The sequence below is a fragment of the Microcoleus sp. B7-D4 genome (assembly GCF_036705125.1).
GTDB lineage: Bacteria > Cyanobacteriota > Cyanobacteriia > Cyanobacteriales > Microcoleaceae > Microcoleus.
The window spans coordinates 1-17,447 of sequence record NZ_JAUBTT010000118.1 but is presented as its reverse complement, the minus strand read 5'-3'; the positions used below and the strand labels follow the sequence as shown (position 1 = coordinate 17,447).

Here is a 17,447-nt window from a genome sequence, read left to right as displayed (position 1 = left end):
TGCCCGTTCCACAAGAGATGAATTTTCTTCTTGTGGAACAGGCCGAAAAGCCTGTTCATAAAAAGATTATTGAGAATGGTGCAATATCTCAGTTGTAGCGCGTTTCTGGTTTACCCTGGTGTCCAGGACTGTTCTGGTCGCTGCTTTAGCATGAAAGCGTAGGTTTTGCAACTAAAAAATTTTGGTTTTTTTTACGGTTTACGATCGACTTACACGATATTTTTTCGGATAAGAACCTGGTTGATGCGTAAGTGTTGGGAAATGAACAGCCGTCGATCGACCTTTTGGTTTGTAGCCGTCGCCGAAACTGTTGGCTGCGACGGCTGTTTCTTTTTTTTGCTGTTAAGATTGATTTTTACTTGAGGGTGCTCTATTGCGGAAAATATTTTCACCCAATTATTCGAGATAATTAGATTATATGGCTTGTCGCTCGCAAAAACTATTTTTATTCGCTGGTATTTTGGGGTTAGTTGTGTTGGCAAAACCAGCGAAAACATCCGCTAGCACAGTTGAAATTTTGACCTCAAATGTTGAGGATTTGGCCGCAGTTAGCAGCAGAGGCGATCGAGCTTTCCTTCCCGATACTAATCTTGACAAACGCGAAGACTTGCCCGTAAAAGATGAGGAAACCCAGTTACCCGCTGAATCAGAACACTCGGTGGCGGCGGAAACTCCCGACTTACCCCCTTCCTCGGCAAATTCAGTCGATGTGACATCTTACACCATTCTCAAGAACAGGCAAGATGCCTGTTCCACAACGAGTGAGTTTGATTGTGGGGTGGGCATAGAGCCCGCCGGTAACAGGCTTATTGACAAGGGTGCAACATCTCAGGCCGTTAGCGAAGCCCTCGGAGAGGATCGCAAATTCAGCGCAAAAACTCCAGAAACCGAGATTTTTAACTCATATCAAAAGCTAGAAGAAAATATTGACAGAAAAAAAATTGAATTGGGTATCGATCGAGCCTCGCAACTCAGCCAACTGCCCAACCCAATTCTGCCGCGAGAACCAGAATTACCAGCTCCTGAGCCGCCGCAACCCCCTGCGCCGTCTCCCCTCCCACCAGCCCCGCTAACACCTGTTCCCGGCGATGATAGACCGGGGATTATAGGTACAATTAGGGTCGATCGCTTTGAATTTGAGGGCAACACAGCCTTTAGCGATCGCGAACTCGCAGAAGTTACGCAACAGTTTGCGGGCCGCGAAATCACCTTTGCCGAACTGATCGCAGCCGAAGCAGCCGTCACTCAAAAATATGTAGCCGCCGGATACATCAATTCCGGCGCTGTAATCATTGCCAACCAAACCTTTCCGAGAGAAGGAGGTGTGGTGAAAATTCGGATTGTAGAAGGCGGATTAGATGAAATTGTGATTACTGGAAACAGGCGCTTAAATTCCAATTACGTGCGATCGCGCCTAGAACGCGCTACCAGACGGCCCCTCAACCGATCTCGCTTGCTGGAAGCCTTGCAACTGCTGCAACTCGACCCCTTAATTGGCAATATTTCCGCCGAATTGCAAGCCGGAAGCCGCCCGGAAAACAGCCGCTTAGAAGTGCGGGTAAAAGAAGCAGACAGCTTTAGCGCTGAAGTGTTCGCAGACAACAATCGATCGCCCAGCGTCGGCAGTTTTCGGCGCGGTGTTCGCATAAATCAAGCAAATTTGCTCGGTTTGGGCGACGGATTAGAGGTATCTTATGCTAACACCGACGGCAGCAACGAATTTAACGGCAGCTACACAGTCCCCGTCAATGCGCGCAACGGCACGATTGGGTTCGCTGCGAGTGCTGCTAGCACCAATATCATCGAGGAACCGTTTGATGCTGCTGAAATTGAGGGGAAATCGCGCACCTACGAATTGACTTACCGCCAGCCGATTGTCGAAAAGCCCGATCGCACTTTGGCCTTGGGACTGAGTTTTTCGCGGCAAGAAAGCGATACATTCCTGTCAGGGGAACGATTTGCGCTTTCGGCGGGAGCAAATGAGCGCGGCGAAACGCGGGTTTCGGCTGTGCGGTTTTTTCAAGAATACGTGCAGCGGACTTCCAACCAAGTGTTCGCGGCGCGATCGCAATTCTCCCTCGGCACTAATCTGTTCGGCGCTACTGCGAACGATAGCGGGCCCGACAGCAGTTTTCTGGCGTGGCGAGGCCAAGCCCAGTACGTGCGGCTGCTAGCGCCAGAAACCTTGCTGATTGTGCGTTCTGACATTCAATTAGCCGATCGCCCCCTGCTTTCCCTCGAACAAATTGGGATCGGTGGCGTTCAAAGTGTGCGCGGATACCGCCAAGATTTGCTGTTAACTGATAGCGGTGCGATCGCGTCTGCAGAAGTGCGAATTCCGGTTTGGCGTGTCCCGGAAGTCGAAGGATTGTTGCAAGTGGCTCCGTTTATCGATTTTGGGTTAGGATGGAACCATTCAGGAGAAAAGCCGAATCCTGACTCGGATAAACTGCTGGGTGCAGGTTTGGGGCTTATTTGGCAGATGGGCGATCGGTTGAATGTGCGTCTCGACTATGGTATTCCTTTGATAAATGCTCGATCGGGCGATCGAACTTTGCAGGAAAAAGGCATCTACTTTCGGATTAATTACTTTGCTTTCTAGCTAGTTCTGGCTGGGGTTGAAACCCCTGTATCCTAGCGGAATTCCACCGCTAGAACGATTAAATATAGTTCAGCTAATTCCATGCTCTACTTCAATCTAATATTAATTCCGGTTAGCTTGGAATGATTTAACCGCAGAGAACGCAGAGGATACAGAGGAAGGGAAGAGAGATGAATAATTCCGATAAAGTGCGGATTTGATATTATATCTAATCCGCACTTCATTGGAATAGTAAATTCCAGTTCACTGTTCACGGCGTCAACAGTCAACCGTCAACCGTCAACACTCAACATCATTCCGGTGTTACCGGAAATGATATAAAATCTCAACTCTCAAATCTCAAATCTCAAGTCTCAATTGTATAACTTAGTTAACACAAGAGGGCTGGTTTTATGGTTCAGACAAAAACTAAAATAACATTTGCAGAGTTTCTCGAAAAGTACCCAGACGGATCTGGTATCTACGAACTTGTAAATGGGGAGATTGTCAAAGTGGAAGCAACCAGGGCTCATAAAAATGTGGCACGATTTCTAGTATTTGGCTTTAACGATGAAATCAGGCGTTTGGGACTTGACTATATCGTTGACAAAGATATAGTTTTCAGAACTGTAACAGCTTCAGGACAAGAACAAGGCAGAAATCCTGATGTTGGCGTGGTTAAGGCATCAGTATGGAACAGTAATGTACGTGGCTACGGAGCCCTTACCGAACCTATCCAATTAGCAGTAGAAGTTGCCTCAACTAACTGGGAAGACGACTATGTAGATAAGCTAGATGAGTATCAAAGGCTCGGCATTTGTGAGTATTGGATTGTGGATTATTTAGCCATTGCTTCTAGGGCTTATCTAGGCAATCCCAAAAATCCCACAGTTTTCGTTTACTCTTTGGAAAATGGCAGTTATTTAGTTCAAAGTTTTACAGGTAATGAGCGCATCATCTCTAAAACTTTTCCCGAACTACAAATCACTGTAGAGCAACTTGTACTCAGCAGCCAAATTCAAAAGATTTAGAGCAACGAGATGAGATTACACCGATAAACTTTATCCTGGAAAGAGTGTTTTTATGTCTCCCTTGCATTACTCGTTACTATTTGCACCCTTCTCAAGAACAGGCAAGATGCCTGTTCCACAAAGAGTAGATTTTATTGTGGGGAATATGGGTTGGGCATCTAGCCGGGCCGTAAGTTACTCCCTACTGTTTGCCTTCCTGTCGCTATTTCCCACTTCCGCGATCGCCCAAATCATTCCCGATAATACCCTGGGCCCGGAAAGTTCCCGCACAGTTCCCGATACTATCAATAACATACCCTCAGATAGAATCACTGGCGGAGCAACACGCGGCGTTAATTTATTTCACAGCTTGCGCGAATTCAACATTGGTGAAGGGCGGGGAGCTTATTTTGAAAATCCCAGCGGAATTTCTAATATTTTTACCCGCGTTACGGGCCCCAACTCCTCAAATATTTTAGGGACTCTGGGAGTTTTGGGAAACGGCAATTTATTCTTAATTAATCCGAAAGGAATTGTATTCGGGCCGAACGCTCGGTTAGATGTGCGCGGCTCTTTTCTGGCTGGAACTGCCGACAGCATTGTATTTAATAACGGCTTTGAATTTAGCAGCGCCAATCCCCAAGCAGCGCCGCTATTGACGGTTAATATTCCGGTGGGTTTGAGATTTCGAGAGAATCCCGGCGCAATTGTCAACACTTCCAGTGTCACCCAAGTTATTCAAGACACAACAATTCCAGTCGGTTTGGCAGTTCCTCCCGGTCAAACCTTAGCACTGGTAGGAGGAGATTTAATCTTTAACAATGGTTTTGCCAGCGCTTTTAGTGGCAATATTCAATTAGGAAGTGTGGCAAGTCCGGGTTTGGTAAGCTTCAACATCACGCCCATAGGATTAGGTTTAGATTATACAAATGTTGCCAATTTTGGCAACATTGAATTATCAGGTTTATCGGCGGTGACGGCGAGCGGGCCCGGTGGGGGCGCGATCGCACTTCGGGGAGGAAATGTGATTTTGCGCGATCGATCGAGCCTAGTATCCGATACCTTGGGAAATATTGACGGCCGCGGCATCAATATCGAAGCAGCACGATTTAGCCTTTTAGATCGAGCCTTTGTCGGCTCCACCACTACCGGAAGCGGAGCCGGAGGCCCGATCGAAATCCGCACCGCCGAAAATATAGAACTTAAGGGAATAGGATTTGAGAACTTTCGGCGACGGCTTCTCGATCGTGCTGCTGCACAAGAGCCGGGAGATATCACCGAGCGCGAAAGCAGCATCATTACCGGAACCCTCGGTGCCGGCAGATCCGGGGAGATCGCGATCGACACGAAACGATTAACTCTCCGAGACGGATCGGTAATACTCAACCCTACACTCGGTACGGGAGACGGCTCTGGCGTGACAATTAGAGCCTCTGAATCGGTAGAAATAAATGCCTCCGGGCTGTTCACCACAACTTTTAACAGCGGAAATGCAGGCAGTATCGCCATTGAAACCGGTCAACTGAGTGTCACCGACGGAGCCGTCGTCTCGCCCTCGACTTTTGGTGCCGGGAACAGCGGAAATCTGAGCGTGAGAGCTTCTGGCTCGGTAATAGTAGCGAGAGAGCGATCGGATAGCCCTTTGAGTACGGCTCTAGTCGCTAACAGTATTGGCGGCACGGGAAGGGCAGGAAATATTGAAATTAACAGCCGCTCCCTGCGCGTAGAAGCAGGGGCTAGCATCTCTTCTGCGAGCGGGCTGAGCACAGGAGAAAGGTTGATTCCTGTGGGCGGGCCTGGCGGAAACATCACCATCAACGCCTCAGACTCGGTGGAAGTGCTCGGCACCGCACCGGGCGCTCGCCCTTCCCGAAGTATAATCGCTGCGGGAACGGCTGGGGGCGGCAAAGGGGGTGATGTGACGGTGAACGCCAGACGGTTGATTGTCCGAGACGGAGCAGCCATCGGAGCCTCAACTCTGGGTACGGGACAAGGGGGAAATGTGACTGTCACTGCTTCGGAATCGATGGAAATAGCCGGAACTACCAGAGACGGGATCTTTCCCAGCACCATTGGCACAGCTTCGGGAGATTTGCTGTACCAGACTTTGTTGGGGCTGCAACCTCCATCTGGTGCCGCGGGAAGCTTGAGCATTGCAACGGGCAGGTTGAGTGTCCGAGACGGGGCGACGGTTAGCGTCCAAAGTTATGGAACGGGGGCGGCTGGCAGCATCAATGTTGTCGCAGATTCGATCGCCCTCAACAACAAAGGCAGTATTGACGGCACGACTGTATCGGGTATCGGGGCTAATATTAACTTGCGATCGCGAGACATCCAATTGCGCCGCAACAGCCGAGTTACCACCGATGCGGGTGCTGCCGACGGCGGCAACATCACCCTCAACAGCGATATCCTAGTGGGGCAAAACAATAGCGACATCACCGCCAACGCTCGCAGTGCAGCAGGCGGCCGCGTTAATGTCAATGTCCCGAATATCTTGGGCTTTGCAGCAGCGGGCCGCGAACAGGTGAGAGACCGGTTGGGGCTGAGCGACGCTCAATTTGCAGCTTTGCAAGTAACTCCTACATCTGAGCTTTCCACCAGCGACATCGCCGCCATTTCCCAAAGTAGCGGCCCGGCTTTGCAAGGTACTGTTACATTTAGTGCTTCTGGCGTCAATCCCGCTCAAGGTTTAGTGGAACTGCCGCAAAATGTTGTCGATCCGACTGCTTTAATTGCGGCAAATCCCTGCACGCAAGGGGTCGAGAGCGCATTTACTGTCACTGGGAAAGGAGGAGTGCCACCGAGTCCTAATGATGCCCTCAGCAGCGCTCCATCGCCGCTTCCGTGGGTGGAAGAGGCAGGAAGTTCGACAACGGGCAATGTACGGGATGTAACCGATCGAGCGAAGACGGAATTGGGCCCAATCCAGGATGGGGAAGTTGTTCCGGCTCGCGGTTGGGTGATGAATGCTCAAGGAGAAGTTATGCTTGTGGCGAATCAAGTTGCGGGTCAATTGGACGATCGCACGAGGCATTCTGTATCGGTTTGTCCGCCCCGATGACCCATTGATTACAACTCACATCTTGCACCATTCTCAATTAGCCGTAGGGGCGGGTTCGCCAACAGCCTTAAAGCTTGCAAATAGGTTCTATAAACCCGCCCGACCCCACGAAAAATCCTCTTATTGATATTGCTGCAATATCTCAGTTACAACTGAGATATTGCACCATTCTCAATTAGCCGTAGGGGCGGGTTCGCCAACAGCCTTAAAGCTTGCAAATAGGTTCTATAAACCCGCCCGACCCCACGAAAAATCCTCTTATTGATATTGCTGCAAGATGTCAGTTACAACTGAGATATTGCACCATTCTCAAGAACAGGCAAGATGCCTGTTCCACAAAGAGTAGATTTTTTCTTGTGGAACGGGCCGGAGAGCCCGTTCATAAAACAATACGCTTGGGCTAGAGGCTTAAGTTGTCACCAATGCCGATGACCAGAAAATAGCCAATTCTTTAAAATTTCTCGCTGTGGTCAGCTAACAAAAGGTTAATTATGGTTTTCCCATATCTCTACTTCTGGCAATTACCCAAATTTAACGGACTAAAAGACCGAGACCAATACTATACAGCAGTTTTCAACTATCTGAAATACAGTAGCGACAAGACTGTGCCAAGATGTGAAAATTTAAGACCCAACCTACCGTATCTCTTGTTTTTATATAAGTGTCGATCCTTTAATATAGGGGAGACAATAAATCTTCTTAACGCCCCCCTAATTCCAGGGCTGTTTCATTCTCACCAAAAACGAGGTTTTTGTAGGGGTAGTGCCCCCGTGCCTACCCCCGCCACCAACCATCGAATGGGGGTTTCAGGCCAAAAGGGCCGGCACGGGGGCACGGCCCCTACCAAGAATGAAACCGCCCTGCCCCTAATTCCCCATGAATTAGGGGAAAATAGACTCGACTACAAGCAACATTTATTAGGGATTTTTGTCTTAAGCATTCACGCCTTAGCCGGGTCGTCTTCCTACCAGATATCTCTACTTACCTCAACTGAAAACCGCTATATTTCAGGATGGACTTACCTTTTACTTTTGAGTTGTTATTTGTGCCTTTTTCCCGGAAGTGCGATCGCCCAAATCACCCCCGACGGCACTTTGGGCCCGGAAAGTTCGCGCACAGTTCCCGATACAATCAACAACTTACCCTCCGATAGAATCACTGGCGGCGCAACTCGTGGCGTTAACCTCTTTCACAGCTTGCGCGAATTTAACATCCGTGAAGGGCGGGGAGCTTATTTTGAAAATCCCAGCGGAATTACCAACATATTCACCCGCGTTACGGGGGGAAACTCTTCCAATATTTTAGGAACTCTGGGAGTTTTAGGCAACGGCAACTTATTTTTAATAAACCCGAAAGGAATTATATTCGGGCCGAATGCGCGGTTAGATTTGCGCGGTTCGTTTATCGGTTCAACCGCTGACAGTATTGTGTTTAATAACGGCTTTGAATTCAGCAGCACCAACCCGCAAACATCCCCGCTGTTAACAGTTAATATTCCCGTTGGTTTAAGATTTAGAGACAATCCCGGTGCAATTGTCAATCAATCGACGGCTATAGGAAAGGTAAACCTGCCAGCCTCTGCTGTGGCAATCCCAATTAGCGATCGAGTTGGTTTAGCAGTAGAACCCGGTCAAACTTTAGCACTGATTGGCGGCGACATCCAACTCCAAGGCGGCAATTTAACGGCCAGCGGCGGACAAATTTTACTCGGTAGCGTCGCTAGTCCCGGTGTAGTTAATTTTGCACTGACTTCTCCTGTTACTCAGCAGGGGAATTTAACTGTTAATTATGACAATATTCAGAACTTTGGCAATATTCAAATAGCCGATGGAACACTCATCAACACCAGCGGTACCGGTGGCGGCAGAGTAGAGTTAAAAGGTGGAAATGTCGCCCTCAGCGGTGCGCGAATTTATGCGCTGACACTGGGAAATATTGATGGTAGAGGTATCGATATCAGCGCTCAAAAGTTGCGGGTGGAAAACGGCACCCAATTTTCTACCCTGACTCTCGGAGATGGTGCAGGAGGCCATATTAACTTCCGGGCTGCTGATTCAGTAGAAATGAGCGGGCTGGGAGTTGAGGGCTATCAACAGGTTGCAATTAAGTATCTGGTATCGGGAACTACAGACCCGTTTGACCCGCTATTTGTGCTGTTGAATGCTAGTGCTGGCGCTGGTTCGGGGGGCGATATTACGATCGACACCAACCGCCTGCTGCTCAAAAATGGGGTAGTAGGTAGCGGGATAACTTTTGGCGGTGGAAATGGCGGAAACTTAATCATTCGCGCCAATACTTTTGAGATGGTGGGTTCGGGAATTAACAACGGGACAGCGAAAGAAAGTACCGGTGCGGGAGGAAGTATTAGTGTTGATGTCAATCGATTAATTATGCGCGACGGTTCTCTTCTGGGTACTACAAGTTACAGCAGCGGCCCGTCGGGGAATATCAACATTAAAGCTGCTGAATCGGTAGAATTGTCTAACACCGGCCCGAAAACTGTTGTGTCAACTGGAATCAGCACGCTGAGTATCGGTTCTAACGGAAGGGCGGGGAATATTAACGTTGATACGAAGCGGTTGACTCTTTCTGGAGGTTCTGCTTTTACTTTAGGAACGGGTGTTTTAGTTGGCAGGTTTTTGTTTTCTCAGGAGGGGGGGCCGGCGGGAAATTTAACAGTTAGGGCTAGTGAATCAGTAGAAATTTCTGGTATTTCTCAACTTTTGACCAGCGGAATTCAGAATGCTAGCGCGCTGACTTCTGGAACTTTGAGTTCGAGTCGGGGTGGGGATATTCGTATTGATACGCCAAGCCTAACCGTGCGGGATGGAGGGATAGTTTCTACGAGTTCTTTGGGATCTGGAGATGTGGGGAATATTACTGTTAATGCCGATCGCATTTCAGTCAGTGGCAGCGGAAATAATGGTCTGTTTGTCAGTACAATTGATGCTTCGGTGGGCAAGACATTCGGTACTAATCCCAATGCTACGGCAAATGCGGGTTCGTTGAATCTGAATGCCGATCGACTAATTGTCAGAGATGGATCTACAGTCACCGTGCAGGCTACGGGAACCGGACGCGCTGGTAATATCAATATTGTCGCAAATTCGATCGCTCTTGATAACAAAGCGAGGATTGACGGCACGACTGTATCCGGTACAGGAGCAAATATTAACCTGCAAGCGCGAGATATCCAATTGCGCCGCAACAGCCGAATTACCACCGATGCAGGCACTTCTGACGGCGGCAATATCAACATCAACAGTGATATTCTTGTCGCCCTCCCGCAAGAAAACAGCGACATTACAGCCAACGCCCGCACAGCAGGCGGCGGCCGCGTGAATATCAATGTCCCCAATGTGTTTGGTTTTACAGCAACAAGTCGCGAACAAGTCAGAAGCAGGTTGGGGCTCAGTGACGGCGAATTTGCAGTGTTGCAAGTAAGTCCTACTTCTCTAATTCCTAGCAGCGACATCGCCGCGATTTCCCAAAGTGGCGGCGCGGCTTTGCAAGGGGCGGTAACATTTAGTGCTGTTGGAGTGAATCCCGTTCAAGGTTTAGTGGAACTGCCGCAAAATGTGGTCAATCCGGCTGCGTTAATTGCTGCAAATCCCTGCATCGAAGGGGCCGAGAACGAGTTTACTGTGACGGGGCGGGGGGGATTGCCACCGAGTCCTAATGAAGTTCTCAGCAGCGCAGGAGAACCGTTTCCGTGGGTGGAACCAGCGGTAGGTGGAAGTCAGCAAGTAGAAGGTCAAAGAGCATCCCTAGAAATTCGGCCAACAGAAATTATTCCCGCTCAAGGTTGGGTAATGGACGATCGAGGACAAGTAAGGCTGGTAGCCTATAATTCTGGTGGTGGTACCTCTATTCGCAGTCCGAAACCGACGGGTGTTTGCGTACCTCAATAGGTACTCTTCACGTTTGAGCTAACCCCTCGCTATTTTCCTCATACTAAATTAACCCCACTTAAAAGATGCTCCGCCAATCTTCCCCCCTATTTTTTGCATTATTACTGCTGTTTCCTTTCCCTGCGATCGCCCAAATCATCCCCGATAATAGCTTGGGTACAGAAAGTTCGCGAACAGTTCCCGACACGATTAATAACTTACCATCGGACAGAATAGAAGGCGGTGCAACTCGCGGCGTTAACCTCTTTCACAGCTTGCGTGAATTCAACATCCCTGAAGGGCGGGGAGCATATTTTGCCAATCCTAACGGGATTGCGAATATTTTTACCCGCGTTACTGGTGGCAACCCTTCTAATATTTTAGGAACTCTGGGAGTTTTAGGAAATAGTAACCTGTTTTTAATTAACCCAAAAGGGATTGTCTTTGGCCCCAATGCTCGGTTAGATTTGCGCGGCTCATTTATTGGTTCAACTGGTAGTGGCGTTCTCTTTGATAATGGCTTTGAATTTAGTGCAGCTAATTCTAATGCAGTGCCATTGTTAGCGATTAATATTCCTGTGGGTTTGAGATTTAGAGAAAATCCCGGCACAATTATTAACTCTTCCCAAGCAATTGGTTCAACACCAGCCTTACCGCCATTGCCCGTAGAAATTCCTGTTTCTAACAAACTTGGTTTAGCAGTAGACCCCGGTCAAACTTTAGCATTAATTGGCGGAGACATTCAACTCCAAGGAGGAAATTTAACAGCTTATACCGGACAAATATTACTGGGAAGTGTGAAAAGTCCAGGTTTAGTACAATTTGAACCAACGGCTTTTGGTGTGAATTTAAACTACGGAAATATTCAGAACTTTGGCAATATTGAAATCAACGGTGCCTTGATAAATACCACCGGATTAGGAGGTGGAAAAATTGACATCAGAGGTGGAAATGTCGCCGTCAACGGTGGGCGAATTTTTGGCCTAACACTGGGAAATATTGATGGTAGAGGCATTGACATCAATTCCCAAAACTTGCGAGTACAGGGGGGGGCGCAAATTTTTACTCAGACATTGGGAACAGGTACGGGAGGCGCTGTAAACATCAGCGCTACTGACTCAGTAGAACTCAGTGGGATTGGATTTGATAGCTTTAACAGGTTTGTTCTTCAGTTTGCAAGAGTTGGTTCGGTAAACCCCTTCGATCTGCAAATTATTCTAAGTAGTGGCACTGGTGGTAATGGAGCAGCAGGAGACATCACAATTGATACCGGGCGGCTACTGATAGAAAATGGGAGTGTCATAAGTAGTTCTACCTTGGGTTCTGCTAATGGCGGAAATATGACTATCCGTGCCAGAGTTTTTGATCTGGTTGGTTCTGCAATCAACAGCGGGCCAATTAAAGGGAGTACAGGCAGTGGAGGAAATATAACCTTTGAGGGAGAAAAGTTAATCGTGCGGGATGGCTCTGCTTTAATCAGTCAGACCCGTAATGATAAAGCATCAGGAAATATCAACATTCAAGCATCTGAATCAGTAGAAATCTTACGTACACCTAATGGAAGTATCCAGCCAACTTTCATTGGTACAACTACAATTGGTCAGCAGGGGAAAGCTGGGGACATTAATATCGACACGAAACGGTTGATTATTTCTGATGGCGGTGGAATTAGCGCGGGTACGGGTGCAATTGTTGCCAACCCATTGTTCGGAGCGAATGGGGGGCCAGGAGGTAATATCACAATTAGAGCTACGGATTCGATAGAAATAGCAGGCATTTCTGGAGTTTCGGCGGTTGGATATCAAATTGGTAGCTTCCTCAACGCTGAAACAGCTTCCTTTAGTCGGGGAGGAGATATCCACATTTCTACGCGGGTGCTGACTCTGGGGAAAGGGGGATCTATTTCTACGTCATCTTTAGGCACGGGAGATGCGGGAAATATTACGATTGATGCAGCGCGTATAGAAGTTCTGGGTAATAATTCCAGTCTATTTAACAGCCAAATTCTGGCTTCTGTTGGTTTTACTCCTAGTTTCACTAATTCTAAGGCTACGGCGAATGCGGGTTCAGTGAATCTGAATACTGATCAGTTGATTCTTCGCAATGGGTCAACGGTTGGTGTACGGAGTTTCGGAAGTGGTCGTGCTGGTAATATTAATGTTGTTGCCAACTCAATCGATCTAGATAACAAAGCCAGCATTGATGGTACAACAGTATCTGGCACAGGGGCAAATATAAACATCCAAGGGCGAGACATTAAGTTGCGGCGCGCCAGCAGAATTACCACCGATGCGGGTAGTTCTGATGGTGGAAATATCAACATTAAAAGCGATATTTTGGTGACTTTACCCAATGAAAATAGCGATATTACCGCTAATGCTCGGACAGCTAGGGGAGGGCAAGTGGCGGTTAATGTACCGAATATATTTGGTTTTACAGCCGTGAATCGCGATCGAGCTATAAGTAGTTTAGGACTCACGGACGCTGAATTTTTTAGCTTACAAGTTAATCCTACTTCTTTAATTCCCACTAGCGACATTGCAGCCATTTCCCAACAAGCTGGTCCGGCTTTGCAAGGGGCGGTAACGTTTAGCAATTCGGGAGTTAATCCGGCTCAAGGATTGGTAGAATTGCCGCAAAATGTTGTCAATTCAACGACTTTAATTGCCCCTAATCCCTGCACACAAAGGGCAGAAAGCGAGTTTACAATTACTGGTAAAGGAGGAGTACCTGTAAACCCTAATGATGTCCTCAGCAGCGATTCTAGTCAGTTAAACTGGGTCGAATCGGGAGCCGGCAGAAGTTCAACAGCGGAAACGCTGCCGGATTTAACTGATAGATTGCCGTCGGGTGGTATTGGCAATGCGTTTCTTCCTGAGTCTTCGCCAACAGGAATTATTCCCGCTCAAGGTTGGGTAATAGATGAGCAAGGACAAGTAAGGCTGGTAGCCTATAATTCTGGTGGTGGTACCTCTATTCGCAGTCCCAAACCAACGGGTGTGTGCGTACCTCAATAGATACTCTTTAGGTTTTAGCTAATCCCTCGCTATTTTTTTAATATTAAATTAACCGGACTTAAAAAATGCAGCACCAATCTTGGGCCCTATTTTTGGCATTTTTACTGCTGTGTCCTTTTTCCGCCGTCGCCCAAATCATCCCAGACAGCACCTTGGGTGCAGAAAGTTCGCGGACAGTTCCCGACACGATTAATAACCTACCATCGGACAGAATAGAAGGCGGTGCAACTCGCGGCGTTAACCTATTTCACAGTTTCGGCGAATTCAACATCCGTGAAGGGCGGGGAGCATATTTTGCCAATCCTAACGGGATTGCGAATATCTTTACCCGCGTCACTGGTGGCAACCCTTCTAATATTTTAGGAACTCTGGGAGTTTTAGGAAATAGTAACTTGTTTTTAATTAGCCCAAAAGGGATTGTCTTTGGCCCCAATGCTCGGTTAGATTTACGAGGTTCATTTATTGGTTCAACTGGTAGTGGGGTTCTCTTTGATAATGGGTTTGAATTTAGTGCAGCTAATTCTAATGGAGTGCCATTGTTAGCGATTAATATTCCTGTGGGTTTGAGATTTAGAGAAAATGCGGGTGCAATTGTTAACTCTTCCCAAGCAATTGGTTCAACACCAGCCTTACCGCCATTGCCCGTAGAAATTCCTGTTTCTAACAAACTTGGTTTAGCAGTAGACCCCGGTCAAACTTTAGCATTAATTGGCGGAGACATTCAACTCCAAGGAGGAAATTTAACAGCTTATACCGGACAAATCCTTCTGGGAAGTGTGAAAAGTCCAGGTTTAGTACAATTTGAACCAACAGCTTTAGGTTTGAATTTAAACTACGGAAATATTCAGAACTTTGGCAATATCGAAATCAACGGTGCATTGATAAATACCAGCGGATTAGGAGGTGGAAAAATTGACATCAGAGGTGGCAATGTCACCGTTAGTAGTTCGGGAATTTATAGCCTAACACTGGGAAATATTGATGGTAGAGGCATTGACATCAATGCTCAAAATTTGGGAGTAGATAGAGGGTCACAAATTTTTACCCCGACAGTGGGAGATGGCAAGGGGAGCGATATCAACCTCCACGCTACTGACTCATTACAAATGAGTGGGCTGGGAATTCAGGGCTATCAGAAGCTTTACAACCAATATTTGACTTCAGGAACAGTCAACCCTTTTGACCCGCAAATTGTTATGAACTCTGGTACCGTTGGCAGGGGAGCCGCCGGAGACATTAACATTCACACTGGAAGGCTACTGCTGCGCGATGGAGTGGTTGGCGGTACCGCCACCCTAGGTGCTGGAAATGGCGGAAATCTGAATATCCGCGCCAACACGGTGGAGTTTGTCAGTTCCTTGTTAAACAACGAAACAACAAAGGTAAGTACCGGTCAAGGCGGAAACATCAATCTTGAAGCACAGCGGTTAATCATGCGCGATGGTAGCTATCTCCTCAGCCTCAGCCGTAGTAATAGAGCATCAGGGAATATCGTCATTAAAACGAATGAATCTGTAGAATTGTCGGGAGGAATCCCTGGAACTACAACGCAAACTATAATTGGCACCACCACTGCCAATGGTAATGGGAAAGCCGGAGATATTACGATTGAAACTAAACGATTGACTGTTTCTAATGGAGCCGGAATTGCTTTATCCACGGGTGCAAATATTGGCGAATCCGTGCGTTCTACGAGTGGAGGCCCAGGAGGAAATTTAACCGTGAGAGCTTCAGAGTCAATAGAAGCGATTGGCGTTTCTGGAGTTTTGGGCACTGCGGGTTTCGCACCTAGTGGTTTTTCCACTCAAACTTTTAGCTCTGCTCCAGGTGGAGATATCCACCTCTCGACACCAAAACTGACTTTGCGGGATGGGGGAATAATTACGGCTGCTTCTTTGGGTGCAGCAGATGCGGGAAATATTACAATTGATGCCGAACGCTTAGAAGTACAAGGACTTGGGAATAACGGTCGCTTCAGGAGTAGAATTGAAGCTTCGGCTGGCAGTACATCTATCTTTGTCAATCCTAATGCTACGGCGAATGCCGGTTCGTTAAATTTGAATGTTAATCAATTGATTGTCCGGGATGGGGCAACGGTGAATGTTCAGGCTTTGGGAACGGGAAGGGCTGGAAATATTAATGTTATAGCTAACTCAATGGCCTTGGATAATAAAGCTAGTATTGACGGTACAACTGACTCTGGCGGGGGGGGAAATATTAATATCAGGGCGCAAGATGTCCAGTTGCGGCGCGGTAGCAGAATTACAACGGATGCAGGTATTTCTGACGGTGGAAATATCAAAATTAATAGCGATATTTTGGTAGCTATACCAAGAGAAAATAGCGATATTACAGCTAACGCTCGCACAGCTAGAGGTGGTCAAGTTACGGTCAATGTACCAAATATTTTTGGCTTTACAAGCCTTAACCGCGAACAAGCCAGGAGTAGTTTAGGACTGACTGATGCTGAATTTGCGGCCTTACAAGTAAATCCTACTTCTCTAATTCCTAGCAGCGACATCGCCGCGATTTCCCAAAGTGGCGGCGCGGCTTTGCAAGGGGCGGTAACATTTAGTGCTGTTGGAGTGAATCCCGCTCAAGGTTTAGTGGAACTGCCACAAAATGTGGTCAATCCGGCTGCGTTAATTGTGGCAAATCCCTGCATCCGAGGGGCCGAGAGCGCATTTACCGTCACTGGGAAAGGAGGAGTGCCATCCAGTCCTAATGATGCCCTCAGCAGCGCAGGAGAACCGTTTCCGTGGGTGGAGCCAGCGGTAGGTGGAACTCAGCAAGTAGAAGGCGAAAGAACATCCCTAGAAATTCAGCAAAAAGAAATTATTCCCGCTCAAGGTTGGGTAATAGATGAGCAAGGACAAGTAAGGCTGGTAGCCTATAATTTAAGTAATGGTGCATCTATTCGCAATCCGAAATCAACCGGTGTTTGCGTACCTCAATAGTAAGGTTCAGGTTTTAGCTAACTCATCGCTATTTTCCTAAAAGTAAATTAACCGGACTTAACAGATGCTCCGCCAATCTTCCGCCCTATTTTTTGCATTTTTACTGCTGTGTCCTTTGCCGGCGATCGCCCAAATCATCCCCGATAATACCCTGGGGCCGGAAAGTTCGCGAACTGTTCCCGATACTATCAACAACTTACCCTCAGATAGAATCACTGGCGGTGCAACTCGCGGAGCCAATTTATTTCACAGTTTACAACAATTTAACGTTGGTGAAGGACGAGGCGCATATTTTGCCAATCCTAACGGGATTGCGAATATTTTTACCCGCGTTACGGGTGGTAATCCTTCTAATATTTTAGGTGTGTTGGGAGTTCAAGGAAATGCCAACTTATTTTTACTCAATCCCAAAGGAATCGTCTTCGGCCCCAATGCGAGGTTAGATTTACGCGGTTCATTTTTAGCAAGTTCAGCAGATAGCGTAGTTTTCGATAATGGCTATCAATTCAGCAGCAGCAATCCCCAATCAATCCCGCTGTTAAATGTCAACATACCTATCGGTTTAAACTTCCGAGAAAATCCGGGAAAAATCATTAACTCTTCAGCAGCACCAGCCTTGAGTTTACCAGAGTTACCTCCAGGGTTCCCGCCGATTTTTAATAACATTGGCTTAGCAGTTGGGCCAGGACAAACTATCGCCATAGTGGGCGGAGATATTGAATTAAATCAGGGAACACTCACTGCATCTACCGGACAAGTTTTGCTGGGTAGCGTCGCTAGTCCGGGGATGGTTGGATTGGGGGCAACGCCATTTGGATTAAGTTTAAACTATGACAATATTTCCAACTTTGGTAAGCTGTTGTACCTTTAAATAGGGTATAATAAAAAAGGAGTTTAGTCAATCTCTACAAAAATGCCAGCTAAAAAC

6 protein-coding genes and 1 pseudogene are annotated in these 17,447 nt (G+C 47.5%); all 7 read left to right on the top strand.

Going from position 1 to position 17,447, the window contains the following annotated elements; genetic code table 11:
• Positions 1–418: 418 nt before the first annotated feature.
• Complete coding sequence (locus tag QUB12_RS32355) at positions 419–2,602, top strand: ShlB/FhaC/HecB family hemolysin secretion/activation protein (protein ID WP_333310326.1); 2,184 nt, start codon at positions 419–421, stop codon at positions 2,600–2,602.
• 392 nt (positions 2,603–2,994) lie between these two features.
• A complete protein-coding gene (locus tag QUB12_RS32350) occupies positions 2,995–3,612 on the top strand; it encodes a Uma2 family endonuclease (RefSeq protein WP_333310324.1) in 618 nt (205 codons plus the stop codon).
• 106 nt (positions 3,613–3,718) lie between these two features.
• Positions 3,719–6,655, top strand: coding sequence for a two-partner secretion domain-containing protein (locus QUB12_RS32345; protein ID WP_333310322.1), 2,937 nt, complete (start codon positions 3,719–3,721; stop codon positions 6,653–6,655).
• 770 nt (positions 6,656–7,425) lie between these two features.
• Positions 7,426–10,566, top strand: coding sequence for an S-layer family protein (locus tag QUB12_RS32340; protein WP_333310320.1), 3,141 nt, complete (start codon positions 7,426–7,428; stop codon positions 10,564–10,566).
• A 65-nt stretch (positions 10,567–10,631) separates the two neighbouring features.
• Positions 10,632–13,562 (top strand): two-partner secretion domain-containing protein, encoded by a 2,931-nt coding sequence (locus QUB12_RS32335; RefSeq protein WP_333147763.1) that lies wholly within the window; start codon positions 10,632–10,634, stop codon positions 13,560–13,562.
• Positions 13,563–13,627: 65 nt separating this feature from the next.
• Positions 13,628–16,519: a two-partner secretion domain-containing protein gene (locus QUB12_RS32330; protein ID WP_333147761.1), complete on the top strand. Its 2,892-nt coding sequence runs from the start codon at positions 13,628–13,630 to the stop codon at positions 16,517–16,519.
• 64 nt (positions 16,520–16,583) lie between these two features.
• Positions 16,584–17,378: pseudogene (locus QUB12_RS32325) on the top strand (filamentous hemagglutinin N-terminal domain-containing protein); the annotation flags it as partial.
• Positions 17,379–17,447: the final 69 nt, after the last annotated feature.

Coding starts and splice junctions, on each gene's coding strand:
- QUB12_RS32355 (WP_333310326.1), top strand. CDS start 419: ATGGCTTGTCGCTCGCAAAAACTATTTTTATTCGCTGGTATTTTGGGG.
- QUB12_RS32335 (WP_333147763.1), top strand. CDS start 10,632: ATGCTCCGCCAATCTTCCCCCCTATTTTTTGCATTATTACTGCTGTTT.
- QUB12_RS32350 (WP_333310324.1), top strand. CDS start 2,995: ATGGTTCAGACAAAAACTAAAATAACATTTGCAGAGTTTCTCGAAAAG.
- QUB12_RS32345 (WP_333310322.1), top strand. CDS start 3,719: ATGCCTGTTCCACAAAGAGTAGATTTTATTGTGGGGAATATGGGTTGG.
- QUB12_RS32330 (WP_333147761.1), top strand. CDS start 13,628: ATGCAGCACCAATCTTGGGCCCTATTTTTGGCATTTTTACTGCTGTGT.